At 69.8% G+C, this 23,745-nt stretch carries 22 protein-coding genes and 2 pseudogenes; 15 read left to right on the top strand and 9 right to left on the bottom strand.

Features of this window, described 5'->3' with window-relative positions:
• The first annotated feature begins 35 nt into the window (after window positions 1-35).
• The 3 genes and pseudogenes from ssd to CCN51_RS16925 all read left to right on the top strand — a co-directional run bounded on the left by ssd (window position 36) and on the right by CCN51_RS16925 (window position 3,447).
• Window positions 36-1,148 carry a septum site-determining protein Ssd gene (ssd, locus tag CCN51_RS16935; protein WP_014178416.1) on the top strand — a complete coding sequence of 371 codons (1,113 nt, stop codon included), beginning with the start codon at window positions 36-38 and terminating at the stop codon, window positions 1,146-1,148.
• A pseudogene (locus CCN51_RS16930) lies at window positions 1,145-1,765 on the top strand (ATPase, T2SS/T4P/T4SS family); the annotation flags it as partial. The gene ssd and the pseudogene CCN51_RS16930, both read left to right, overlap by 4 nt.
• A gap of 35 nt (window positions 1,766-1,800) precedes the next feature.
• Window positions 1,801-3,447 (top strand): recombinase family protein, encoded by a 1,647-nt coding sequence (locus CCN51_RS16925; protein ID WP_014178418.1) that lies wholly within the window; start codon window positions 1,801-1,803, stop codon window positions 3,445-3,447.
• 206 nt (window positions 3,448-3,653) lie between these two features.
• Here CCN51_RS16925 and CCN51_RS16920 read toward each other — a convergent pair whose 3' ends face one another.
• The 5 genes from CCN51_RS16920 to CCN51_RS16900 form a co-directional block, all read right to left on the bottom strand.
• Window positions 3,654-5,135, bottom strand: a complete 1,482-nt coding sequence (locus CCN51_RS16920) for a replication initiator (RefSeq protein ID WP_014178419.1) — start codon at window positions 5,133-5,135, stop codon at window positions 3,654-3,656.
• 137 nt (window positions 5,136-5,272) lie between these two features.
• Window positions 5,273-5,986, bottom strand: coding sequence for a DUF2637 domain-containing protein (locus tag CCN51_RS16915; RefSeq protein WP_014178420.1), 714 nt, complete (start codon window positions 5,984-5,986; stop codon window positions 5,273-5,275).
• 46 nt (window positions 5,987-6,032) lie between these two features.
• Window positions 6,033-7,415, bottom strand: a complete 1,383-nt coding sequence (locus CCN51_RS16910; protein WP_106436402.1) for an FtsK/SpoIIIE domain-containing protein — start codon at window positions 7,413-7,415, stop codon at window positions 6,033-6,035.
• 2 nt (window positions 7,416-7,417) lie between these two features.
• Complete coding sequence (locus CCN51_RS16905; RefSeq protein ID WP_014178422.1) at window positions 7,418-7,615, bottom strand: hypothetical protein; 198 nt, start codon at window positions 7,613-7,615, stop codon at window positions 7,418-7,420.
• A complete protein-coding gene (locus CCN51_RS16900) occupies window positions 7,612-7,944 on the bottom strand; it encodes an SCO3933 family regulatory protein (protein ID WP_014178423.1) in 333 nt (110 codons plus the stop codon). Before CCN51_RS16900 ends, CCN51_RS16905 begins: the two co-directional genes overlap by 4 nt.
• Window positions 7,945-8,092: 148 nt before the next feature.
• Between CCN51_RS16900 and CCN51_RS16895 the strand changes: the two genes are divergently transcribed.
• Window positions 8,093-8,623: an SCO5717 family growth-regulating ATPase gene (locus CCN51_RS16895; protein ID WP_014178424.1), complete on the top strand. Its 531-nt coding sequence runs from the start codon at window positions 8,093-8,095 to the stop codon at window positions 8,621-8,623.
• A gap of 1,252 nt (window positions 8,624-9,875) precedes the next feature.
• Here CCN51_RS16895 and CCN51_RS16890 read toward each other — a convergent pair.
• Both CCN51_RS16890 and CCN51_RS16885 read right to left on the bottom strand, forming a co-directional pair.
• Window positions 9,876-10,226 carry a DUF6415 family natural product biosynthesis protein gene (locus CCN51_RS16890; protein WP_014178425.1) on the bottom strand — a complete coding sequence of 117 codons (351 nt, stop codon included), beginning with the start codon at window positions 10,224-10,226 and terminating at the stop codon, window positions 9,876-9,878.
• A gap of 112 nt (window positions 10,227-10,338) precedes the next feature.
• Window positions 10,339-11,544, bottom strand: coding sequence for a helix-turn-helix domain-containing protein (locus tag CCN51_RS16885; protein ID WP_014178426.1), 1,206 nt, complete (start codon window positions 11,542-11,544; stop codon window positions 10,339-10,341).
• 118 nt (window positions 11,545-11,662) lie between these two features.
• Here CCN51_RS16885 and CCN51_RS16880 point away from each other — a divergent pair, with 118 nt between their 5' ends.
• Entirely contained in the window at window positions 11,663-12,148 is a 486-nt protein-coding gene (locus CCN51_RS16880) for an NUDIX domain-containing protein (RefSeq protein ID WP_014178427.1), read from the top strand.
• A gap of 85 nt (window positions 12,149-12,233) precedes the next feature.
• On the opposite strand, the gene CCN51_RS16875 is transcribed toward CCN51_RS16880, so the two are convergent.
• A complete protein-coding gene (locus tag CCN51_RS16875) occupies window positions 12,234-12,581 on the bottom strand; it encodes a phosphomannose isomerase type II C-terminal cupin domain (protein WP_014178428.1) in 348 nt (115 codons plus the stop codon).
• Window positions 12,582-12,739: 158 nt separating this feature from the next.
• Here CCN51_RS16875 and CCN51_RS16870 point away from each other — a divergent pair.
• The 6 genes and pseudogenes from CCN51_RS16870 to CCN51_RS16845 all read left to right on the top strand — a co-directional run.
• Window positions 12,740-13,333, top strand: a pseudogene (locus tag CCN51_RS16870) (ATPase, T2SS/T4P/T4SS family); the annotation flags it as partial.
• Window positions 13,330-14,262 carry a type II secretion system F family protein gene (locus CCN51_RS16865; protein ID WP_043491046.1) on the top strand — a complete coding sequence of 311 codons (933 nt, stop codon included), beginning with the start codon at window positions 13,330-13,332 and terminating at the stop codon, window positions 14,260-14,262. The pseudogene CCN51_RS16870 and the gene CCN51_RS16865, both read left to right, overlap by 4 nt.
• On the top strand, window positions 14,252-15,058 hold the full coding sequence (locus CCN51_RS16860) for a type II secretion system F family protein (protein ID WP_014178431.1): 807 nt from the start codon (window positions 14,252-14,254) through the stop codon (window positions 15,056-15,058). The genes CCN51_RS16865 and CCN51_RS16860 overlap by 11 nt, the downstream gene beginning before the upstream one ends.
• 209 nt (window positions 15,059-15,267) lie before the next feature.
• Entirely contained in the window at window positions 15,268-15,405 is a 138-nt protein-coding gene (locus CCN51_RS16855) for a DUF4244 domain-containing protein (protein WP_238545429.1), read from the top strand.
• Window positions 15,392-15,844, top strand: coding sequence for a TadE family type IV pilus minor pilin (locus tag CCN51_RS16850; RefSeq protein ID WP_055413984.1), 453 nt, complete (start codon window positions 15,392-15,394; stop codon window positions 15,842-15,844). Before CCN51_RS16855 ends, CCN51_RS16850 begins: the two co-directional genes overlap by 14 nt.
• A complete protein-coding gene (locus tag CCN51_RS16845; RefSeq protein ID WP_238545430.1) occupies window positions 15,841-16,215 on the top strand; it encodes an Rv3654c family TadE-like protein in 375 nt (124 codons plus the stop codon). Before CCN51_RS16850 ends, CCN51_RS16845 begins: the two co-directional genes overlap by 4 nt.
• A gap of 287 nt (window positions 16,216-16,502) precedes the next feature.
• Here the strand turns inward: CCN51_RS16845 and CCN51_RS16840 are convergent, their stop codons facing one another.
• Window positions 16,503-18,956 carry a DEAD/DEAH box helicase gene (locus tag CCN51_RS16840; protein WP_078610581.1) on the bottom strand — a complete coding sequence of 818 codons (2,454 nt, stop codon included), beginning with the start codon at window positions 18,954-18,956 and terminating at the stop codon, window positions 16,503-16,505.
• A 54-nt stretch (window positions 18,957-19,010) separates the two neighbouring features.
• On the opposite strand from CCN51_RS16840, the gene bldG reads away from it, so the two are divergent.
• The 4 genes from bldG to CCN51_RS16820 all read left to right on the top strand — a co-directional run bounded on the left by bldG (window position 19,011) and on the right by CCN51_RS16820 (window position 23,556).
• Window positions 19,011-19,352 carry an anti-sigma factor antagonist BldG gene (gene bldG / locus CCN51_RS16835; protein WP_014178436.1) on the top strand — a complete coding sequence of 114 codons (342 nt, stop codon included), beginning with the start codon at window positions 19,011-19,013 and terminating at the stop codon, window positions 19,350-19,352.
• A gap of 86 nt (window positions 19,353-19,438) precedes the next feature.
• Complete coding sequence (locus CCN51_RS16830; RefSeq protein WP_014178437.1) at window positions 19,439-19,873, top strand: ATP-binding protein; 435 nt, start codon at window positions 19,439-19,441, stop codon at window positions 19,871-19,873.
• A gap of 346 nt (window positions 19,874-20,219) precedes the next feature.
• Entirely contained in the window at window positions 20,220-22,685 is a 2,466-nt protein-coding gene (locus CCN51_RS16825; RefSeq protein ID WP_014178438.1) for a sodium-translocating pyrophosphatase, read from the top strand.
• 277 nt (window positions 22,686-22,962) lie between these two features.
• On the top strand, window positions 22,963-23,556 hold the full coding sequence (locus tag CCN51_RS16820; protein WP_014178439.1) for a hypothetical protein: 594 nt from the start codon (window positions 22,963-22,965) through the stop codon (window positions 23,554-23,556).
• Window positions 23,557-23,745 lie beyond the last annotated feature (189 nt).

Raw genomic sequence — 23,745 nt, 5'->3', positions numbered from 1 at the left:
ACGAGATGGGCGCGTAAGGAGAAGGGGAGGGGATCGTGGCTGGATCCATCACACCGAATCGACCGGCGGCGGATGGACGACAGCGCAGACCGCTGATCGTCACGGAGGACGAAGAGCTTCTCGACGACTTGTTACGGCTGTGCGCGGCGGCGGGGGCCGAGCCCGAAGTGGTGCATGGCTTGCCCGCGCGCCGGGGGAGTTGGGAGGGTGCCCCGCTCATTCTGGTCGGTGACGACGCCGCGGCCCGGCTGCGCGGTGGCACCCGCAGGGAGGGGGTGCTGCTCATCGGACGGGACCTCGACGACCACGGCATCTGGCAGCGAGCTGTCGCCCTCGGCGCGGACAATGTGGCGTTTCTGCCCGATGCCGAGACCTGGCTGGTGGACCGCATCGCCGACGTGGCCGAGGGCGTCGGCCGCCAAGCCCTCACCATCGGAGTCGTCGGCGGGCGCGGCGGAGCGGGCGCCAGCACCCTCGCCTGCGCCCTGGCGGTCACCGCCGCCCGCGCGGGGCGGCGCACCATGCTCATCGACGGAGACCCGCTGGGCGGCGGCCTGGATGTGCTGCTCGGCGGCGAGGGTGCGGAGGGGCTGAGATGGCCCGCCTTCGCCGAATCGCGCGGCCGGGTTGCCGGGAGCGCGCTGGAGGAATCGCTCCCCGAGCTGCACTCCCTGCGCGTGCTCAGCTGGGACCGCGGCCAATCGGCGGCCATCGCGCCGTCCGCGATGAGGGCGGTGCTCGCGGCCGCGCGGCGGCGCGGCGGGGTCGTGGTGGTGGACCTGCCGCGGCGGGTGGACGACACGGTGGCCGAAGCCCTCGACCAGCTGGATCTGGGCCTGCTGGTCGTGCCGGCCGAGCTGCGCGCGGTCGCCGCCGCCCACCGCGTGGCATCGACGGTCGGCATGGTGCTGCGGGATCTGCGCGCGGTGGTGCGCGGGCCATGCGGACCGGGGCTCGACGACGAGGAGATCGCCCGGCTTCTGGACCTGCCGCTGGCCGGTGAGCTGCCGCCGGAGCCCGGGCTGCCGGATGCGTTGGACGGCGGTGAGCCGCCGGGCGGCAGCGCCCGCGGACCGCTCGCCCGGTTCTGCTCGGCGTTCTGGGGGCGGGTCCTGGCAGACGCGGAGCAGCAAGGGGGCGGGGCATGAGCGTCAATACGAGCGTCACCTGGCGCGAGCGCGGTGGCGCGGGGGTGGAGTCGCCGGAGCTGCTGGACGCAGTGCGGCTGCGGCTGGCCCGAAGCGGGGCGGAGCCGACGCCCGCGCGGGTGGCGGCGGCCCTGCGCGAGGAGGGGAGGCTGCTCGGCGACACAGAAGTCCTGAGCGTCGTCGCGGCCCTGCGCTCAGAGCTGGTCGGCACCGGGCCGCTGGAGCCGCTGCTCGCCGCCCCCGACGTCACAGATGTCCTGGTGACCGCCCCCGACGAGGTGTGGGTGGACCGGGGAGCCGGACTGGAGCGGACGGACGTGGCATTCACCGACGCGGCCGCGGTGCGCAGACTCGCCCAGCGCCTCGCCGCCGTGGCCGGCCGACGGCTGGACGACGCCAGGCCATGGGTGGACGCCCGGCTGCCGGACGGCACACGGCTGCATGCGGTGCTCCCTCCGGTGGCCGTCGGGTCGACGTGCCTGTCGCTGCGCGTGGTGCGGCCCCGGGCATTCTCCCTGGAGGAGCTGGTGGCGGCGGGCACCGTGCCGCCCGGCGGCCAGGAGCTGCTGCGGGCGATGCTGGACGCCCGGCTGTCATACCTGATCAGCGGTGGTACGTAGACTCCCAAAAGAAGACACGCAGGGGGCACGTAATGACCATTCTCCGAGCGGTACCGAGCCAGGTCTTGCGGTTGATCTTGTACATACGGGTCTCCACAGCCCGTGAGGACATGATCAGCCCGGAGTTGCAGGAGCACACGGGGCGCAAGTATGCCGCCGATATCGGCGCAGTCATCGTAGATGTCGTGTATGACCTGGATCTATCCGGCGCTGACTTCGCCAAGCGCAAGATCGGCAGCATCATCGCCCGCGTCTCCAACGACGAAGCGGATGGCGTGCTCGTTTACCGATGGGACCGCTTCGGCCGGAACATTGAGCTGTCCTTGACCAATCTCCGCATGCTGGAAGGCATGGGCGGCGTGGCAAAGTCAGCTACGGAGCAGTTCGACACAAGCACGGCAGCGGGCCGGTTCGCCCGGACGAACATGCTGGGCGTCGCCGAGTTCCAGCGGGATCTAATCGGCGAGAACTGGATGAGCACCCATGCCAGGCGGATCAGGCGCGGGCTGCCCCACCACGGCGCGCCGAGGTTCGGCTACTGGTACTGCGACACGTGCCCGATGCCCGAGCCGCGATCCCCGCGCGGAGTCCGCCGGGAACGCCAGAGGCGGCAGACCTGCGAGAAGTGCAAGGCGGGCATCCAGATACCCAGGCCGGTCTATGGCGATGCGCTGGCGTACGCCTGGGAGGAGTACGCCGAAGGGAAGCCCCTTCACCGAGCGGCCCATGAGCTCAAGCTAGAGGGCCTTCGCACGTACTCAGGCAAGATCATCACAGACAAAACCCTGCTGGCGGCGATGGACACCGGGTTCGGCGCCGGATACGTACGGGTTACGCCGGGGGCCCGGAGCTGGGCCGATGAGTTGCCAGAGTCAGCCGTCGAGTCCACCGGGATCCACAAGCTTGACCGATTCATCTGGATCCCCGGGGCGCATGAGCAGGTCATCAAGAGCGAGGACACCTGGAACGCGTACCTAGAGCGCCGCCGCGCGGGCAAACGCATCGCTTCTCACAAGACCAGGGCGAAGTATCCGGCAAGCGGCCTGGTGTTCTGTATCGACTGCGGAGACAAGAGCGGGGTACCGATGCGCGCGGGAGCCTCACGCGGCGCAGGTGGCGGCCTGTACCTGACATGGCGGTGCGGGAAGATCGATACAGGAGAGTGCAACCACTCGAACGCCAGCCGCGAGGCGGTTGACGCAGTGATCCTCGAATGGCTCCAGAAGCGGGCCAAGGACGACGGAACCGCCCAAGCAGTGGCCCAGGAGGCAGTCAAGGCCAACGCTGCCCCCGTAGGTCAGCAGGACGGCCCTGATCACTGGCAAGCGGAGATCTCCCGGCTGAAGACCCTGAAGAAGAACCTGATACGCATGAGAGCTGCCGACGAGATCGATCAAGCCGAGTTCATCGAGCAGCGCGATGAACTCGCCGAGGAGATCGCCACAGCCGATGCCAAGCTGAAACGAGCCAAGAAGCGCAAGACACCCAGCGTGCCCAAGCGTGAGGTCTTCCAAGGGCTGATGAAGGAGTGGCCGCACATGGACGATGACACGAAGCGCGCGGCCCTGAAGAAGGTCATTTGGCGGATCAACGCGAGCCGAGGCGAATTCCACGACCACGACCGATACACGATCATCCCCCTTTGGGAGCGGCCGGAGCCGGAAGAGGTCGGGAGGTAGCCCCTGACCATCCAGAGCGCCGCCCTGTGCCTCTGGCAGGCGGAGGGCGGCACTCGGGCCGGTTCAGGCAGCCGTAGGGAGGTCCGTAACCTCACCATGCCCGGGGTCAGCCTCTTCGAGTTCACGCAGGTACCGACGTGCAGCAGCCTTACCAATGATCTGCCAAAACTCCGCCCAGCACTCATCCTCTGTGGGGCGTCGGTCAGTCACCGCCATACCTCCCCTTCCGTCTTCACACGCTCGGCCATGTCCCGCGCTTGGGCGCGGTCGTGGCGTACTTGGGCAGCTATGAGTTCTTCGCCGGGGCTGTAGCCGGAGGCGAGGTATTGCCAGTGGGAGAGGACGAGGGTGGTTTCCTCACTCGTCTCGGGAGCTCCCGCGGGGCGTGCTTGCGCGGTGCGCCAGGCGCGGCGTACGTCGCGGAGTGCGCCGAGGGTGGTGGAGTAGCGGCGGGATTTGCTGGAGAAGTGGCCCCGGAAGCCGAGCATGTGAGCCCACTTCCAGAGCTTCAGGTCAGCGAATTCGGGGAGGTGGCCGAGGGCCCAGGCGGTTCGGATCATCTGGCGGACGTGGCTGTGCACGGGAAGGTCCGCGAGGGGTTCGGACTGGCCGGTGCCCTCACACTGGCCGCACAGGTCCCGGAAGCCGTCGGGGCCGCACTGGTAGCCGCGTCCGGCGCAGTGCGAGCAGCGCAAGGAGCGGTCCACGGTGCCCGCACCTTCGGCGTTCTTCGTGGCGTACTTGGCGACGTATCCGGCGACCTTGGCGTCTGTGTACTCGGCAACTCTGGCGTCGGTCAGTTCGCCGTCGCCCAGGGCCGAGATGGGGTCCACCTTGAACCGGCCGCCCCAGGCGATGACGCGTTCGCCGACGGCGTCAGACTCGACGGTGAGCCGGGCACGCTTGACCGCCAGGCCCACGGCCGCGCTCAGGGCGTCGAAGGTGGCCCAGGCCGGGGGCGGGGTGGTGTGGCCGTCGGGTCCGTCGAAGCGGATCACGGCGTGGAAGTGGACCAGGCCGCGCTTCTGGTATTCGGCGACCTTGGCGAAGGAGACGCGCAGAGCGGCGTTCAGCGCCTTCTGGGTCATGTCGAGGTGTTCGGCCAGGGCGCGGCGCAGGTAGGTGGTGAAGCGTGCCCAGAGCTGTCCGGCGTGCGCGTTCCAGAGCACGGCGCCGGTGTAGTCGTACGCGGCCGGGGTCAACGGGGTGCCCAACGCCGGATCATCTTCAGCGTGGTGGGCGCCGCACCGGCAGGGGCGGAGCTTGCCCGCGTCGGTCTTGCAGTTGTGGACCGGGCCGAACGAAGGGGCAGTCAGGGTGACGAAGGCGCGGGGGTGATCACGGACGGTTTCGGCGACATCCTTGCCGCCGGACAGCCCGGCCTTGATCAGGTGGTAGGTGTCGGCCGCGTACACCCGTGAGCAGGCGGGGCACCGGGATGAGCGGCGGTTGCCGCACGCGGTCAGGAGGCGTCCGGTCGGTTCGTCGGCGGTGCTGTACGACCGCAGCACGGTGTTCGTGGTGGCGTCGAGGGTTTGTGTGGTGCCGACGAGCTGAACCGGTCGGGTGCAGCCCCGGACGCGGCTGATCTGGTCGTGGACGCGGTCGAAGTCGGGGAGGTGGGCGAGCTCGATGAGGTCCCGCAGGGCCAGGCTCGCCACGTGGCGCAGGTCCAGGGGGCGGTTCACGACGGGCGGTGTCCTTTCTGAGGGAAGGGACCCCGAGCAGCAGTAGGCCAAGGGCGGGGTGCGTGCTGCTCGGGGCATGGCGAATCGAGCCCGGTAGGGCGGGGCGAGTTCGGATTGCCGGAACGGCCGGCACGGGGTCAGAGCTGGGCGTGCGCGGCGGTGGCCAGCGGGAGGGCGACGCCCAGGCGGGTCCGGAGCTGGGCCGGGGTGATGGGCGCGCCGTGGTCGGCCTGGTAGGTGTCGGCGATAGTGCGGGCGGCGTTGAGCAGCGGCACGGGCACGGTGACCGCCGGGGGCGCGGCCGGGGCTGGCGGGGCTGAGGCTGCCGCCGGTTCCGGAGTCGGCGCTGTGGCCGGGGCCGGGGCGGAGTCAGGCTCAGTGACCGGTGCGGGAGCTGTCTCGGCCGGAGCCGGGTCGGGGGTGGCCGCCGGGGTCGGAGCCTCGGTGTGGGTGACGGCGTGGAAATGGCGCAGGAGTTGCGGGCCGACGGCTCCCCAGCCGAGGAGGAGGAGCGGGGCGACAGCGTCCACGGCGGCGCGGCCGTAGTGCTTGGCGACGAGGGGTTCGGCGATGTTGAGGGCCAGGGTCAGGAGCCCGGACAGGTGCATCAGGCGTGTGGCGCCCTTGATCTGCTCAGCGGCGATACCGCGTAGCGACAGGTAGCGCAGGGCCACCAGGAGGCCGACAACGGACAGGTCGACCATGGGGGCGATCAGCGGGGCGATCGGGCGCGGGACGCCCAGGCGCAGGGCCAGGGCCCAGACGTTGCCGAAGGAGAAGACGAAGGCCAGGGCCGCGATGATGGCCATGACCACGGTCACGGTGCGCTGAGTGATCCGATCCTCAGACATAAGAGTTCACCTCCTTCCGGTGTCGGGCTGGTCGGGGTACAGAGGGTCACTTGGCCAGGAGGACCGGCGCACTGGTGGGGCTGGTGAGTTGTTCGTCGAGGAGTTCGGCCGGGTCGCGGGTCAGGTGCGCTGTGTCGGCGGCGATGCGGGCCGCGTCATCGTCGGCCACGTACGGGGTGCGGATGCGGGTGAAGCCGGGGCGGCCCTGATGAGCCATGGAAGCCACGCCGACATAGACCGGATCCTGAAGCGCCGTCGGATTGGCATCCGGCCAATTCCGGATGTCTTCCCCCAGCGCGACCACGGCCGCCTCAGCCGTCTTCTGCGCGAAGGACAGGCCCACCGGGCACACATCCCGGATGAACGTGGGGATGGCATCCCCAGTCGCCTTCTGCGTCGCGATGATCACCAGGATGCCGACGCTCCGCCCCTTCTTCACCAGGTCCTCAACCAGCCGGGCGTTGTCAGCGGCCAGCGCGGCGAGCTTCTTCGTCTGCGGGTCCGATCCCTTGTGGTCGCGGAAGTAGGTGTGTGCCTCATCCACGATCAGCACTGTGAGTGGCCAGGTGGCGGAGGGGCCGAGGTGCCACATGTTCTTGACGCCGAGGACGGCGCGGATGGACGCCGAGCGGTCCCGCCGCAGCTTGACCAGCCGCTTGAACAACGCGTTCGCTTCTTCGAGGTCATCGCCGACGAACGCGAACATGCGTTGCGCCAGGTCGGCGTAGTCGCCCTCATGGGATGAGGTGACCTTGCCGTCGGCTACGGCGTACTGGATCGCATCCGATGGGGCGGTGTCGCAGATGAACTTGTTGACCAGCGAGGTCTTGCCGAACCCGGGCAGACCGGCCACGGTGACCCCGGGCACGTCCGACAGGCTCACGTCGATCGGCTGGGCGTACTCGTCCACCCCCAGGCCCCACACCGCCAGTTCCTCAGGAACCTCACCCGTGGGTATGTGCTCGGTCGGCACGATCAGCGGATCAACCCGTACGCCACGGATCACCAGCTGCCCCGGCCTGTCCGGCAGCACCGAGACCCGCGTACACCGCCACGCATCAGCCAGATAGGGGGCCGCGCGCTGGAACTCCGCCAGGCTGACCTTCGGCAGACACACCGCCCGCACCACCACGCCGTACCGGTCGGCCCTGACCTTGATCTTCGGGATGAGCACCCGGGGCTTGGGCACTTTCCCGTCCGGCGCCACGATCACCGCAGCCGGAGGGGTCTTGTCGGTCACCGACAGGCCCGCCATCGGAGCCAGCCGACGCCAGCCACGCCGCACCCGGATGGCTTGCCGGATGCTCGCCCGCGTCATCTTGTCGGCACGCACGTAGCGCACCACCCACCACACGGCCCATATCCCGCTCAGGGCCAGGGCGGCCCCGGCCAGAGCCGGAGCCAACCCGATAACTTCACCCACCGTCACGGTCAGTCCTTGTTCTTGTAGAGGAATGCGTACAGGGACATCCGGAGTTCCAGCAGGTCACGGCCGGATACGAACTTCGGGTAGCCGTGCGACTCGATCACCTCGACCACGTCCAGGAGCAGGCCGTTGGTGAACCGCGAGTCGTCATCCCCGCTCTCCGGCTCGACCGGATAGACCGGCTCAGGCTTGGCGGTCGTCACTTGACCAGCTCCAGCGCCGCCGCCCGGTAGGCGATCCCGTCGGACAGCTGCCCGTTGAAGATGCGCGCCCACGGAGTGGCGAACAGCTCCGTCGGCCGGACCGGGAGGCCCAGGTTCAGCCCGTCCGGCAGACCGGATTTCGGAACGGTGAGCTTCATCTGTTCCGCCCGGCCGTCCTCCATGAGGAACACCGTCAGCGTGAACAGGTCCTCACCGGTGTCCCGATCCTGGGCGATCTTGCCCGTCTCCTGGTCCGCGATCTTCGGCACCGGCAGCGTGCCGACCATGAACATCGTGGAGGGCAGCAGTCCCACGCGAATGCGCGCCATGTTTCGAACTTCCTTTCGGTTTCTGCCGCTCGCTGCGGCGTGGATCAAGTAGTACCACGGAGCGCTCTAGATCAGTCAATGTGATGTGGAGCACTCTAGATCACTGGCCTACTGGTTGGGGCGGTCTAGAGCGAACTAGACTGCCCCCATGAGCCTGCCGAACAACGACCCGCGCCCGCCATATCAGCTGGCTGCCAACAGGCTCCGGGCAGAGATCACCTCAGGGCACCTCAAGCCCGGTGACCGCCTGCCGTCCTCCCGCGAGCTGAGAGACACGCTCGGCATCGCCAACGCCACCGTCCACGCGGCTTTGCGGGTCCTGCGCGACGAAGGGCTGATCTACTCCGTACACGGACGCGGGAACTACGTCGCCGACCCGAAGCAGCACCCAACCGTCGACCCGATCGGGGAACTCGCCTCCGAGTGGGCCGGTGAGTTCACTCTCGACTACACCCCGCCAGCCTGGTACACGCAGTACAAAGAGAGTGCCCAGGCCGACCACGTGAAGGCCGGGCCTCCCCCTCCTGTGACTGTCGATCAGACGGCCAGCCTGGCCGAAATCCTCCTTGGCGTACGGGAGCAACTGCGACATGTCACAGGCGAGGTAGTAAGCCTCAGGCAACAGATTGCTGGTCTTGAGGAGAAGGTTTCCCGTCTAGAGAATCCAGACGTGAACTGATCGCCGAGACCCTGATGTTCAGGTCAGCCATCTCCTGATTCAGGGCCCGAGTCATCTCCGCGATCTCCTCCAGCAGCACTCGTTCAGCGTCGCCCATCATCCTGATTCCCCCGTTCATGGTTTGCGCGGCAGCACGCGCCGTTCTCCTGCTGTCAGCACGACTCAACGAGCCGATCACGCTCCGTTCTTCTTCCTTCGGACTCCGCCGCACTGGGCAGGCTGGCACGGCACCCAGAGCGCGAGCTGTTCAAAGTTTCTTTACTGGATCAAGGCGGCCCGCTTGCGCGGGCCGCGCGCGCTGGCGGCCCGTGGCCGCCGCCCGCTCCTGTCTGCCGCCCCGCTCAGCGGCGCCCCCGGCCCACTCAGCGCGCCACCCCACACCAGCGACCCACCAGAGCCAGTCAGCACCTGGAACAGTCGCCCGCGGTGCTCCCGCCGACCACAGCGAAGACGCCGAAGCAGCAGCACGACCAGGACCACGCGCCCGAACTGCCAGCCATCGAGGGGCGGCTACGCAGAGCGGCTTACATGGCCAGCCGTCCGCCGACTGCGACCATCGCCGTTGTGCGCGCAAAGAGGCCAGCGGGGAGAGGGGGCGCCCGGCCGGGGGCATGTCGATCGTCGACCCGGGCCGGATGTGGCCGGCCGCCGTACTGCCGCCGTCACGGATGCGCGAGCGTGAGCAGACCGCACTGCCCGGACGTGGCGGGCGGGGGGCAGCTGCTGCCGCGAAGTGGCTCAGGCCGCCATGGTCGCTGCGCGTCGGCGCGGGCATCGTCGTGGCTGGGCAGCGTGTCGTAGACACCCCCGTCACCGCCACCGCCGAGCCCACCGCGTCGCGTCCGCCTCGCACTCGTCAACACCCCTTTCCTCCACTCGAACTCATCTGGGATAGGGCAGTGTCGAAGCGAGCACGACAACCGCCCCGGTACCATCGGCACCGGGGTCCTGATCATGGACTCTTCGCCGGACCACCTCGCGGCCTGCCAGGGTTTAAGGGGTGGTCCGGTTTTGCATGTGTTGTTGTTGTGCGCGGTCCGGCTCCCCACCTCGGGTGTGGCGAGTGCGGAGAGCCGGACCGCAGACGGCGGAGTGTGCAGGTCCGCCGCTATCCCCGAGGCGCAGTGTGTGACGTCGGTGAGGCGGGGGAGCTCACAGGGCGTGGGCTTGCCTCACAGACACTGAGCCAAGGGGAGTTGGGGGGCGGGAGCTACCGGGTCCTTCCCGGGGCGCAGCAGCTCCCGCCCGGTCTCTAGGGCATCGACCGTGCGTCCGAGGTCACCCCGGAGTTGTCGAGCAGGAAATGACAGGTGTAACCGAGGCTCCGGACGTGCCAGTCAGCCGACTGCAAACCGGAGCCGAGCCCTTGACGGAGCTCATGCGGGATCAGGTCCAGCCTGCTCCGTTTCTGGTACCAGTCCACGGTTCCCCGGTTCAGGCGATTGATCCGCTTGTCGGCAAGCGGCACCAGCGCCTTGATGTGCTCCACCAGGACGTCATGCAGTTCGCAGAGTTCTTCGTATGGGGGCAGCGCCGTCCGCTTGACCACAGCACGGGCGATCGTCTTCTCAATCGCGCAGACGTCTACGTCGTCAACGGTCACGGCAAGCTCCCAAGGCCAGGCGGGCTTTGAACGGGATGACCGTAGAAGCAAAAAGCAGGGTGGACCCGGAAGAATTTTCCGGGTCCACCCTGCTTTTTCGCGAAGTCAGCGGCTAATCAAGCGCACCAAGGCCCACAGCGAGCTCGTGAGCGTCACGTCGGGCACTCCGCTTGTGCAGCCGACGCGCCAAGTCGCGGGCGAACTCATGTGCGCGCATCTGCTCTGGCGCGGCCCTGTAGGCCCGCTTCAGATGATTGATGGCGTCGTCCGTCCTTCCGGCCTCACCGTACGCCCGAGCGACATCCAGACGTGCTCTCGCGCGCCTCTCCGGGGGGAATCCGGCAGGGGGTTTCACTCTCGGAGCTATGTCGACAGCCTCTTGTACATCCTCGAACTCAAGCGCCAGCGCCAGCCGATGAATCTCAACGTTGGTTGGACCGAACGCCGTCCACATCTCGTTAGCGTCTGTCCCGAGCCGATCGGCTGCCCGCTGAGCCTTCCCGATCATGTGGTCGGCCAGAGACCTGTCACGCACCCGCGCAGCCGCGACAGCCCCATTCAGATGAAGCGTTCCGTATAGGGAGAGCGAGACCGGCGACGTCTCCCACCAGCCATTCGGCAGATCAACGTCAGCGTCCTGGGTGACGCTTACGGCCTCCTCCGCCAGTCCGGCACCGAGCTGGACGTGTGCCACGCACCGACGCAGCGCGACCATGGCGTCCAGATCTCCCGATGCATTCGCGGCCACGTCGCCCTGATCGGCAGCCGTCCAAGCCAGATTCGTCTCACCCAGCTTGCGGAGGAATGCCGCCGTGACGTGACACGTCAGGGCGAACAGCCGGAGTGCCTGAGCCTTGTCCTTCCCCGAGGAATACTCATGTGTGGCCATGCGCGCGTCAGCGAGAAGCGACGGAAGGCGGCCGGCCAGCTGGGCGTATTGGGAACCCTGGTACATGCCCCAGGCGTCGCTCACCTCCACGGCGAGACGTTCCAAGCGAAGCGGCTCCCGCGCGTCGTACAAGGAGCCAGCCAGCCGCCGAGAACGCATCAGAGCGGCGCGAATAGCGGGCACGCTGCCCGCGTGATCTTTGTGATCGTCCAGGAGCGTCGGGGCCCCTTGCAGATCTTCCACATGGACCCGCAAGGCGTCTGCCAGGTCCGCCAGCATCTTGACGTTGTTCACCGGGATACGGCCCGCCTCGACCCGATACACCCAGTCCTCGGAGCGGTTGAGCAGTTCGCCCAGTTGCCACTGATGAAGGCCGCGACGCTTTCGGTAGAACTTCACGCGCTCGCCGAATGGGAGGCGGTCGGTCATGCCACGCACCGTTGTATCTCCTCACTCTTCTCAGCCGAGTGTCACACGCTGAGTCGCGTCCCGGTAGACACAGAGACCACGTTCAGCCCCTCAGGACCACGGCCAGTAGGGTCATGACATGCCCGAGAACGAGCAGGTCCAGCGGATGGCACGGCCGCGCATGGCAGCGGGTGCGCTGTTCTGCGATGCCCAAGACCGTGTCTTGCTGGTCCGCCCCTCGTACAAACCCATGTGGGAGGTTCCGGGCGGGTACATCGAGACGGGGGAGTCGCCCCTGAGCGCATGCCGCCGCGAGGTCGAGGAGGAGCTAGGCATCACGCCGCCCATCGGTTCGCTGCTGGTGGTCGACTGGGCGCCGAACGACGCCGAGGGCGACAAGGTCCTGTATCTCTTCGACGGCGGAGAGCTGAGCCCGGATGCGGCAGCGTCGATCAAGCTCGCGTCTGACGAGTTGCTGGCTGCCGAGTTCCACGCGGCAGAAGACCTAGACCAACTTCTGATCCCACGACTCGCCCGCCGAGTGAAGCGGGCCATATCCGCGAGGGGCCAGGGGCACCCGGTGTATTTGGAGCATGGCGAACCGCCAGCCGAGGAGTCCGTCTGACGTCGCGGGCGCGGTAGGCCGGGCCGCTACTGCCGCCCCTCCACCTGATCCGCCCGCAGCGCGAGGCTCCGCGCGTCGTCCGGGTCTAGACGCGCCCGAAGTCGTCCGCTAGCCGGGTGATGTCGTCCTCGCCAAGATAGTCGCCACGCTGGATCTCGATGATGGTCAGCGGCTCGTCTTCATTGTTGACGATGCGGTGGGGCTGCCCGATCGCAATGTCGATGCACTCGCCGACCCTGGAAACGACCGTCTCACCGTCGATGATCGATGATGCGGTGCCTGCGACGACCACCCAGTGTTCGGCGCGGTGCTCGTGGGTTTGGTAAGAGAGCCGCGCGTGGGGCTTGACCTCGATCCGTTTGACCTTGAAACCGGCGCCTTCGTCGAGGATCGTCCAGGTGCCCCACGGCCGGTCGTCGGATTCGCCGATCACAGCTTTCCCTTCGCTTGCTGACAGGCGGTCCCACCCTAGTGCTGTGCCTGGGAACGCTGCGGCGATGGCGACTTGGTGAACCTTCCGGTCACAGGACTAGCCAACGAAGCTTCCGCGTATTCCTGCTTGTCAGTAGTCTTCTTTAGAACGTCTACGTAGGCACGGGCTCCGGCAAGTCGACCCTGCTCAGCACGCTGCTGGGGCTCGTCGGACCGGACGAGCGGATCGTCCTCGCCGAGGACTCGGCCGAGCTCAGGCCGGACCATCCACATGTGGTCCGGCTGGAGACCCGGCCCGCCAACCAGGAAGGCAGGGGCCAGGTCACCCTCCGGGATCTGGTGCGCCAGGCGCTGCGGATGCGTCCGGACCGGCTCGTGGTCGGAGAGGTGCGCGGTCCCGAGGTCACCGATCTCCTGGGCGCGCTCAACACCGGGCATGAGGGCGGTTGCGGCACGGTGCACGCCAACACCGCGGCGGATGTCCCGGCCCGGCTGGAGGCGCTGGGGTCGACGGCCGGCCTCGACCGGGCGGCGCTGCACAGCCAGTTGGCGGCCGCCCTGTCGGTGGTGATCCATCTGGTGCGGGACCGCGGCGGGCGGCGCAAGATCGCCGAGCTCCATGTCCTGGACCGGGACCGGGCGGGCTATGTCACGACCGTCCCGGCCGCGGTGTGGAGCCCTGAGGGTTTCGGGAGGGCGGCGGGCTGGGACCGGCTCCAGCGGCTGTGTGTACGCGGCGGGGGCGCGGCATGACGGGCGTGGGCGGTGGAGTGGCCCCAGAGGCTCTGCCGCTGTGTGCGGCCGTGCTGTGCGCGGGCGCGGCGGCGTGGCTGCTCTCCGGGCGGGACAGGGATCTGCGGCGGGCCAGGCTGCTGTTCGCGGGCGGCGGAGCCGTCGGGCCCGCCGGGGCGGATCCACAGCGCCGGCTGACCGAGACGGTCGCCTGGCTGCGGGAGCGGTGGCGGACCGCATACGGCGGGCGGATGGGGCGCGAGCTGGTGTGCCTGCCGGTGGGATGTGTGCTCGCGCTGGTCGGCGCGTCGGTGTTGCCGCTGCTGGCCGGGGCGGCGGCCGTGCCGCTTGTCGGCCGGTGGCGGCGGGCGCGTCAGCGCGATCGGCGGCGGGATCGGCGCGCCGCGGCGGTGATCGAGCTGTGCGGGGCCGTGGCGGGCGAGCTGCGCGCCGGACGGCAACCGGTCGAGGCGCTGTTGGCCACGCCCCCAGGGCATATCGGGGAGCGGTGGGGCCTGGTTTCGGCAGCGGCGCGGTTCGGCGGTGATGTGGCGGAGGCCCTGCGCAGGGCGGCCCGTTCGCCAGGTGCGGAAGGGCTCATCGGGGTCGCGGCCTGCTGGCAGGTCGCGGTCGACGAGGGGGCGGGCCTCGCGGCCGGCCTCGACCGGGTCGCGGCGGCGCTGCGGGCCGAGCGGGATCAGCGGCAGAGCCTGCGCTCCCGGCTGGCGGGCGCCCGGGCCACGGCCGTCGTGCTGGTGCTGCTGCCCGTCCTCGGGCTGCTGATGGGCACCGCGCTGGGAGCGGACCCATTGCATGTGCTGCTCCACACCCCGGCCGGTCTGGCCTGCCTGCTGGTGGGCGGGCTACTGGAGTGGGCCGGGTTCGCCTGGACCTCGCGGGTGATTCGGGCGGCGGCCGGCCAGGAAGGACGCCAGAGCCATGACGGCTGATGTCATCCACAGCCTGTGGATCACGGCGGCCTTTGCCTGCGCCACCGTGTCCGTCGTGGGAGCGGTGACCGATGCCCGCCGGGTGCGGACGGCCCGGCGTCGGCTCGCGGTGCTGCTGCCGGAGGCCCATCAGGGGCGGCGGCCGGGGCTGCGGGAGAGATGGCGCGCCGACGGGGTGGCCGACGCGATACGGGACTGGGCTTGGGCCGCCGGTGCCCTGATCGGCTGCCTCGTCCTGGTCGGTGGCCCGCTGGGCTGCGTGCTGGGCCTCGCGGCTGGATACGGAGCGAGAAGGTGGCGGCGCCACCGCCAGGCCAGCGGCGGCAGGCGGTCCGGCAAGCGCGCCAACGACGGCGCGGCGCGTCAGCTTCCGCTGGCCGCCGATCTGCTCACCGCCTGCCTGGAAGCCGGAGCCGGTCCGTACAAGGCCGCAGAGGCGGTGGGGCGGTCGCTCGGCGGCCCGATCGGCGAACGGCTCGCCCAGGCCGCGGCGGAGCTGCGTCTCGGAGGCGAACCGTCCGCCGCCTGGGGGCGTATGGGAGCTCTGCCCGGTGCGCACGGACTGGCGCGCGCTCTGGAGCGCGCCGGTACGACGGGCGCGCCGGCCGTGGAGTCGATGTCCCGGCTGGCCGCCGACTGCCGGGCCGAGCAGGGAAGACAGGCGGACAAACGGGTGGAGCGCGCAACCGTGCTGGCCACCGCCCCGCTGGGGGCGTGCTACCTGCCCGCGTTCCTGCTGATCGGGGTGGCGCCGGTGATGCTCGGCCTCGCGGGCGTCCTGGTGGGCGGTGGCTGAGGAGGGGGCCGTCCGGCAGAGCGAGTGCGGACGTCGCAGGCAAGCACGGAAACGGAAGCGCGGCAGCCGGAAGTCCGGCGGTCAAAAGACACGAGTCAGAACTATGCGAGTCAGACGTACGGGAATCAGCACAGAACGGGGAGGCCGACATGGTGATGCGGTGGTGTCTGCGGCGGTACGCGGCAGCGAAGGCACGAGCTGACGCGGGGATGGCGACCGCCGAGTATGCGATGGGGACACTCGCGGCATGCGCCTTTGCCGCGGTTCTGTACAAGGTGGTGACTGGCGGGGCGGTCGACGAAGCGCTGCGGTCGATGATCGGGAAGGCGCTCGATGGACAGTTCTGACGCGACCGGCCGATCCAATCCGGGCAGTCGGCGCGGCGTGGCCGGACCGGGCGACCGGGGGTTTGTCACAGCGGAGGCGGCCGTCGCGCTGCCGGTGCTGGGGCTGTTCGCCCTGATGCTGATCTGGGGCCTGATGGCCACGTCCGGGCAGATGCGGTGCGTGGACGCGGCGCGGGCCGGTGCGCGCGCCGCAGCGCGATCGGAGCCCCGGGCGGCCGTGTTGGCCGCCGCCCGGTCCGCCGCGCCGCGCGGGGCCCGGGTCGAGCTGCGGCGGGAGGGCGACCTGGTGCGGGTGCGGGTCGAGGCCCGCGCGCCCGGCCCTGGCCCACTGGCGGTGCGCCTGCGCGGTGAGGCGGTCGCCTTCGCCGAGGAGTCGGTGGGCCGGACCGAGGAGGCGCCGGAATCGGCCGTGGCACCGGCGGGCGAGGCGCGGCCGTGAGGAGGGACTGGGGAGACCGTGGGTCGGCGACGGTGTGGGCCGCCCTGACCGCCACGGCGCTGTGCGCGGTGTTCGCGGTCGTGCTGGCGGCCGGACAGGTCATGGTGGCCCGCCACCGGGCCGGAGCCGCCGCGGATCTGGCGGCGCTCGCGGCGGCGGACCACGGGCTGGAGGGACCCGAAGTCGCCTGCGGACTCGCCCGGCGGGTGGCCGCCGAACAGGGCACCCGCGTGGTGAAGTGCGCCCTGCGCGGCGCGATCGCCGATCTCAGGGTGGAGGCCCGCGCCGGTCCGTTCGCCCCCCAAGTCCGGTCCCGCGCCGGCCCCGCGGAGCCGCCCGAGCCCCAGGCCGAGCGAGACGCGCCCCGGTGAGGCGCCGACCGGGAGGCCGCGGGTGCGGGACGGTGGCGGGACCCGACCGGCGGCCGGGCGCCGGGGTCGGCGCGGGCTCGGGCTGTACGTCCGCGCGGCGGACGCAGATCCCGGTGCCGCCTGTCAGGTGCCGGCCGCCAGGCGCCCGGTGAAGCCTGTCAGGCGCGTCAGGCGCCCGGCGTCGGGTGCCAGAGCCCCACCGTCGGCTACCGGCTGCCCGGTGCCCCGTATCAGGTGCCAGAGGCCCGGCCCCGGTTATGCAGGCGCCCGGCGTCGGCTGCCCGGCGTCAGGTGTCGGCCGGCTGGGGTGGTGCCTTGGTGAGGAGGGTGGTCAGGAGGCGGATGGCGGCCTTCTTGTCGAGTGGGTCGTTGCCGTTGCCGCACTTGGGGGACTGGATGCAGGACGGACAGCCGGATTCGCACTCGCAGGCCGCGATCGCCTCGCGGGTGGCCGTGAGCCAGCGGGCGGCGGTGTGGAAGGCGCGTTCGGCGAAGCCCGCGCCGCCGGGGTGCCCGTCGTAGACGAACACGGTCGGAAGGAGCGTGTCGGGGTGGAGCGGGATGGAGACCCCGCCGATGTCCCAGCGGTCGCAGGTCGCGAACAGCGGCAGCATGCCGATGGAGGCGTGCTCGGCGGCGTGCAGGGCGCCGCCGAGGGCTTCGGGGGCGACGCGGGCGTCCTCGAGCTGGTCGTCGGTGACCGTCCACCACACGGCCCGGGTGCGCAGCGTACGGGGCGGGAGGTCGAGCCTGGACTCGCCGAGGACCTCGCCGCTGATCAGCTTGCGACGCAGAAAGGAGACGACCTGGTTGGTGACCTCGACCGAGCCGAAGCACAGCCGTGCGTCGCCCCACGGGACCTCGGTGGTGGTCTCGAGGATGGAGATCGCCGTGGTGTCGCGGGCGGTGGTCGAATACGGCGGGGAGGCCTCCTCCACGAGCGCGACCGAGTCTTCGAGGTCGAGCTGTTTGACGAGGTAGCTCCGGCCCTGGTGGAGATGGACGGCGCCCTCGTGGACGGTGGCGTGGGCGGCTGAGGCGTCCACGGTGCCCAGCAGCCGCCCCGTCGTGGCCTCCACGATCTGCACCGGCCTGCCGCCTTCGCCGCGGATGTCGGTGAGGTCGGCGGCGCGCTCGCGGCGGGTCCAGTGCCAGGCGGTCGCCCGGCGGCGGAGCAGTCTGCGCTGCTCCAGTTGTGGCATCAGCTCCTCGGTGGCGGGGCCGAAGAGTTCGAGGTCCGCCTCGGTGAGCGGCAGCTCGGCGGCGGCCGCGCAGAGGTGGGGCGCGAGGACGTATGGGTTGTCCGGGTCCAGCACGGTGGATTCGACCGGCTGTCGGAAGAGGGCTTCCGGGTGGTGGACGAGATAGGTGTCCAGAGGGTCGTCCCGGGCCACGAGGATCGCCAGCGCGCCCTGGCCGGCGCGCCCGGCGCGCCCCGCCTGCTGCCACAGGGAGGCGCGGGTGCCCGGGTATCCGGCGAGGACGACGGCGTCCAGCCCGGCCACGTCCATCCCGAGCTCCAGGGCGGTGGTGGCGGCGAGTCCGAGGAGGTCCCCGGAGTGCAGGGCGCGCTCCAGGGCGCGGCGCTCCTCGGGGAGATAGCCGCCGCGGTAGGCGGCGACCCGGTCCGCGAGGGACCGGTCGACCTCGGCGAGCCGTTCCTGGGCGATCAGGGCGATGAGCTCGGCGCCGCGCCGGGAGCGTACGAAGGCGACCGTACGGACGCCCTGGACGGCCAGGTCGGTGAGCAGGTCCGCGGATTCCGCCGTGGCGGTGCGGCGGATAGGGGCGCCCTGTTCGCCGTGCAGCTCGGTCAGCGGCGGCTCCCACAGGGCGAAGACCACCTCGCCCCGGGGTGAGGAGTCGTCAGTGATCTCCACCACGGGAAGTCCGGTCAGCCGGGTCGCCGCGACGGCCGGGTCGGCGGCGGTCGCGGAGGCGAGCAGGAAGACGGGTGAGGAGCCGTAGCGGGCGCAGACGCGGCGCAGTCTGCGCAGCACCTGGGCCACGTGGGAGCCGAAGACGCCCCGGTAGGTGTGGCACTCGTCGATGACGACATAGCGCAGTGCGCGCAGGAAGGAGGACCATCTGGGGTGCCCGGGCAGGATGCCGCGGTGCAGCATGTCGGGGTTGGTGAGCACGTAGTTCGCGTACTGGCGGACCCACTCGCGCTCCTCGACCGGGGTGTCCCCGTCGTACACCGCGGCGCGGATGCCGGTGCCCAGCGGGGCGGCGAGATCGGCCACGGCGCGCCGCTGGTCGGCGGCCAGGGCCTTGGTGGGCGCCAGGTACAGGGCGGTGGTGCCGCGTCCGCTGGGCGCCTCAGAGCCGTCCAGGAGGGCGCTGAGGACGGGGGCCAGATAGGCCAGGGACTTCCCCGACGCGGTGCCCGTGGCGACGACCACGGATTCGCCTCGCAGCGCGTGCTCGGCCGTACGCGCCTGGTGGGCCCACGGGCGCTCGATTCCGGCGGCCTGGACGGCATCGACGACTTCCGGCCGGATCTGGCGAGGCCAATCGGCATGGGTCCCGATACGCGGGGGCAAGTGCTCCGTATGAGTGATGCGCGCAGCCCGGCTCGCCCCGGTGGTGAGCCGACCGAGGACGGTCCGGGGTGAGGTGCGTATGCCCGCCTGCCGCGGGAGTTGGTTGTGGGCCATCGACACCGAGTCTGTCACTGGTCTGACGGACAATGGGCTCAAGGCGTCGTGCGCGCCTGCTGGTAAGTGATTGAATGCCATCGCGGCTGCCGATCCATGGGGGGCGACCGCTCGATGCAAGGTGCTGGAGGATCCGTGGACCTGTCCCTGTCGACCCGGACCGTTGGCGACCGCACGGTCGTCGAGGTCGGTGGCGAGATTGATGTATACACCGCGCCCAAGCTGCGCGAGCAGCTGGTCGAGCTTGTCAACGACGGCAATTACCACTTGGTCGTCGACATGGAGGGCGTCGACTTCCTCGACTCCACCGGACTCGGCGTGCTCGTCGGCGGGCTCAAGCGAGTGCGGGCCCATGAGGGCTCGCTGCGCCTCGTCTGCAACCAGGAGCGCATTCTCAAAATCTTCCGTATCACTGGTCTGACCAAGGTGTTCCCGATTCACACCTCGGTCGATGACGCCGTCGCGGCGACCGACTGATCAGCCACCACCGGAAGAACGAGGGGGTACCGGGCGGCTCCGCCCGGCCCCCTGAGATGCACGCCCACACGCCCGAGGGGGATGGCATGGCCACCGTCGAACTCCGCTTCAGCGCCCTGCCCGAGCACGTCAGAACCGCACGCCTGGTGGCGGCGGCCGTGGCGCGTCGGGCCGGGGTGGACGAGGCCGTGCTCGACGAGGTGCGGCTTGCGGTCGGCGAGGCATGCACGCGCGCGGTCGGGCTCCACCTGAGCAATGGGGTGGAGGCCCCGGTGCGGGTGGTCCTGACCGACGAGGAGAAGAAGTTCTCCATCGAGGTCGGCGACGAGTCGCCGACATCCGCCGGGCTGACGCCCGGCTCCCATCCCGACGTGGACGAGGAGCCGGCGGCCGAGGGAGAGGACGAGATGGGGCTCGCGGTCATCAGCGGGCTGGTCGACGACGTCGAGGTGACGTCGAGCGAGACCGGCGGCCGTATTCGGATGAGCTGGCCCACCGCTCCCCAGTCCCTTCTGCCGTAGCTCCACAGCTCGCGCCGGGGTCCATAGCGGACGTCGGCGCAGGGTGCTCCGCCCTGCTCTGGCCATGCGCTGAGCAGGGCTTTTTATATGACACTGAGATCGTTTATAGAGATCATTATCTATGCGTCAGCGAATTAGTCGCCTTCCTTCATCCGAGGGAATTGCTGAGGCCGAAACCTATTGATCTTCGCTGGTGCAGGCGAATTCCTATTCCGGCGCCCTGTTTTGATCTGGTGCCGCTCCCTACAATCCGTCCACATCTTGAGCTCAGGACGCCTGAGCGTGGCGGCTCTTCTGCGGTCGCAGAACTGCTGCGCGCCCATGTGCCAAACGTCAAGGAGGACGAATGGCGGGGCAACTCACCCCTCATCCACTGGACCTTCCCCCAACCCTGGCCGCCGTGGAACTGACCGATGACAACAGAGTGATCGTGCTGGTGATCGCCGCGGTCGCGGTGGCGGCACTCGCGGTCGCGGTGACGCTGGTACGACAAGTGCTCGCGGCCGGCGAGGGCACCGACACCATGAAGAAGATCGCCGCGGCGGTCCAGGAAGGCGCGAATGCCTATCTGACCCGGCAGCTGCGCACTCTCGGCGTATTCGCCGTCGTGGTGTTCTTCCTGCTCATGCTGTTGCCGGCGGACGACTGGAAGCAGCGCATCGGGCGATCGGTGTTCTTTCTGATCGGCGCCGGATTCTCGGCGGCCACTGGCTATATCGGGATGTGGCTCGCGGTGCGCAGCAATGTGCGGGTCGCGGCCGCCGCCCGTGAGGCGACACCGGAGAAGCCGTCCGGGGCGGCTCCCGTCAATGGGAGTTCCCCCTCTTCCACGCCCCCTTCTTCGACCTCTTCCGCGGGCGAATCGGGTGTCGATCTGACGGCCGTCTCGCACAAGGCCATGAAGATCGCCTTCCGCACGGGCGGCGTGGTCGGCATGTTCACCGTCGGTCTCGGCCTGCTCGGCGCGTCCAGCGTGGTGCTGGTTTACGCGGCCGACGCACCCAAGGTGCTCGAAGGCTTCGGCCTGGGCGCGGCCCTGATCGCGATGTTCATGAGGGTCGGCGGCGGCATCTTCACCAAGGCCGCCGACGTCGGCGCCGACCTCGTCGGCAAGGTCGAAAAGGGCATCCCCGAGGACGACCCGCGCAACGCCGCGACCATCGCGGACAACGTCGGCGACAACGTCGGGGACTGCGCGGGCATGGCGGCGGACCTGTTCGAGTCGTACGCCGTGACCCTGGTCGCCGCGCTGATCCTCGGCAAGGTCGCCTTCGGCGACGCGGGCCTGGCGTTCCCGCTGCTGGTCCCGGCCATCGGCGTGGTCACCGCCATGATCGGCATCTTCGCCGTGGCCCCGCGGCGCTCCGACCGCAGCGGCATGAGCGCCATCAACCGCGGCTTCTTCATCTCCGCGGTGATCTCGCTGGCGCTGGTGGCGGCCGCGGTCTTCGCCTATCTGCCGTCCAGCTACGCCGACCTGGACGGCGTCACCGACCGCGCGATCCTCGGCCACGGCGGGGACCCGCGCGTGCTCGCGCTCGTCGCCGTCGCCATCGGCATCGTGCTCGCCGCGCTCATCCAGCAGCTCACCGGCTACTTCACCGAGACCACCCGGCGGCCGGTGCGGGACATCGGCAAGACGTCCCTGACCGGTCCCGCCACGGTCGTGCTCGCCGGGATCTCGGTCGGGCTCGAGTCCGCGGTGTACTCGGCGGTGCTGATCGGCCTCAGCGTCTACGGCGCGTTCCTGCTCGGCGGCACCTCGATCATGCTGGCGCTGTTCGCGGTCGCGCTGGCCGGCACGGGTCTGCTCACCACCGTGGGCGTGATCGTCGCCATGGACACCTTCGGCCCGGTCTCCGACAACGCCCAGGGCATCGCCGAGATGTCCGGCGATGTCGAGGGCGCGGGCGCGCAGGTGCTCACCGACCTCGACGCGGTCGGCAACACCACCAAGGCGATCACCAAGGGCATCGCCATCGCCACGGCGGTGCTCGCCGCCTCCGCGCTCTTCGGCTCGTACCGCGACGCCATCGCGGAGGCGATCGCCGAGACGCATACGACCGTGTCCGGGAAGATGAACCTGAGCCTGGACATCTCGCAGCCGAACAACCTCGTCGGGCTCGTCCTCGGCGCCGCCGTCGTCTTCCTCTTCTCGGGGCTGGCGATCAACGCGGTGTCGCGGTCCGCGGGTGCCGTGGTCTTCGAGGTGCGGCGGCAGTTCCGCGAGAAGCCCGGGATCATGGACTACAGCGAGACGCCCGAGTACGGGCGGGTGGTCGACATCTGTACCAAGGACGCGCTGCGCGAGCTCGCCACGCCCGGGCTGCTCGCCGTACTGGCTCCGATCGCGGTCGGCTTCACTCTCGGGGTCGGCGCGCTCGGCTCGTTCCTGGCCGGTGCGATCGGCACCGGGACGCTGATGGCGGTCTTCCTGGCGAACTCCGGCGGCGCGTGGGACAACGCGAAGAAGCTGGTGGAGGACGGCCACCATGGCGGCAAGGGCAGCGAGGCGCACGCCGCGACGGTGATCGGCGACACGGTCGGCGACCCGTTCAAGGACACGGCGGGCCCCGCGATCAACCCGCTGCTGAAGGTCATGAACCTGGTGGCGCTGCTGATCGCCCCGGCGGTCGTGAAGTTCTCCTACGGCGACAATGCCAGCCCGGGCCTGCGGGCCGGGATCGCGACGCTGGCCTTGTTGATCATCATCGCAGCCGTGTACGTGTCCAAGCGGCGCGGTATCGCGGTGGGTGACGAAGGCAACTCCGAGCGGGTCGGTAAGTCAGCCGACGCCGCGGTGGTGTCCTGACCTGGGGGAGTGGGCCGCGGGCCGACGGGGGAGAGCCCTGCGACAGGCGGGCGGACAGCGTGCGTCGGCACGCTGTCCGCCCGTTTCCGCCTCCGGCCCCGCGTCCGGCCCCGGGGCGAGCGTGTCCGGGCTCAGGATCCGGTCCCAGGGTTCGGCCTCAAGGTGAGGCGGAAAGCACACCTGGCTTGGTTCAAATGGCTTCAGAAGGCCTCATAAGGGACGCTCATCCCAGGGCCCCGGCCGCTCGGCCGTGTATGTTCCGGGGCCGAGAAGAGCCATGGAAGGGACCAATCCGGTGAACAAGAAGCTTGTGGCGGCACTGTCCGGCGGTGCGGCACTCGTCGTGGCGCTGACCGGCTGCGGAGGCGGCGGGGGCGAGAGCAACAAAAAGGTCAACGACTGGGCCAAGACGGTCTGCGACGAGGTGCAGCCGCAGCTGAAGAAGATCCAGAGCGCCAACGCCGCGATCCAGGCCGCGTCCGATGAACCGGACTCCAAGAAGCTTCAACAGACCGACTCCCAGGCATTCGGCGATATCTCCGAGGCGTACGCGGCGCTCGGCAAGGCCGTGCAGGACGCGGGCGCCCCGCCCGTCAAGGGCGGCGAGCAGACCCAGAAGCAGGCGGTCAAGGAGCTGAACAGCACCTCCAAGGCGTACAAGGACCTGCAGACGGCCGTCGACAAGCTCGACACCTCGGACAAGGCGAAGTTCGCCGCGGGCCTCAACAGCATCGCCGACGACCTCAAGAAGCTCAGCAATTCGGGTGACAAGGCCCTGCAGAAGCTGCAGGAGGGTGAGGTCGGCAAGGCGATGGCCAAGCAGCCCGGCTGCCAGAAGCCCAAGGGCACCAGCACCGCGTCGCCGTCCTAACCGACGCAACCGACGCAACCGACGCAACCGACGCAACTGAAGCAACTGAAGCAACTGAAGCAACTGAAGCAACTGACGTAACCGTCGTCACCGCGCGGGCGGCGCGCCCCCCACAACCGCGCCGCCCGCCGCGCCCGCCGACCCGCGACAACGGCCGGGCGCCGCCCCCGCCGCCGAGGGCCGACCGGC

Origin of the sequence: Streptomyces milbemycinicus (genome assembly GCF_002154605.1) — a bacterium.
In the GTDB taxonomy this organism is placed as follows: domain Bacteria; phylum Actinomycetota; class Actinomycetes; order Streptomycetales; family Streptomycetaceae; genus Streptomyces; species Streptomyces milbemycinicus.
The sequence above is the reverse complement of the archived record's forward strand: the minus strand, read 5'-3'. Positions and strand labels throughout refer to the sequence as shown.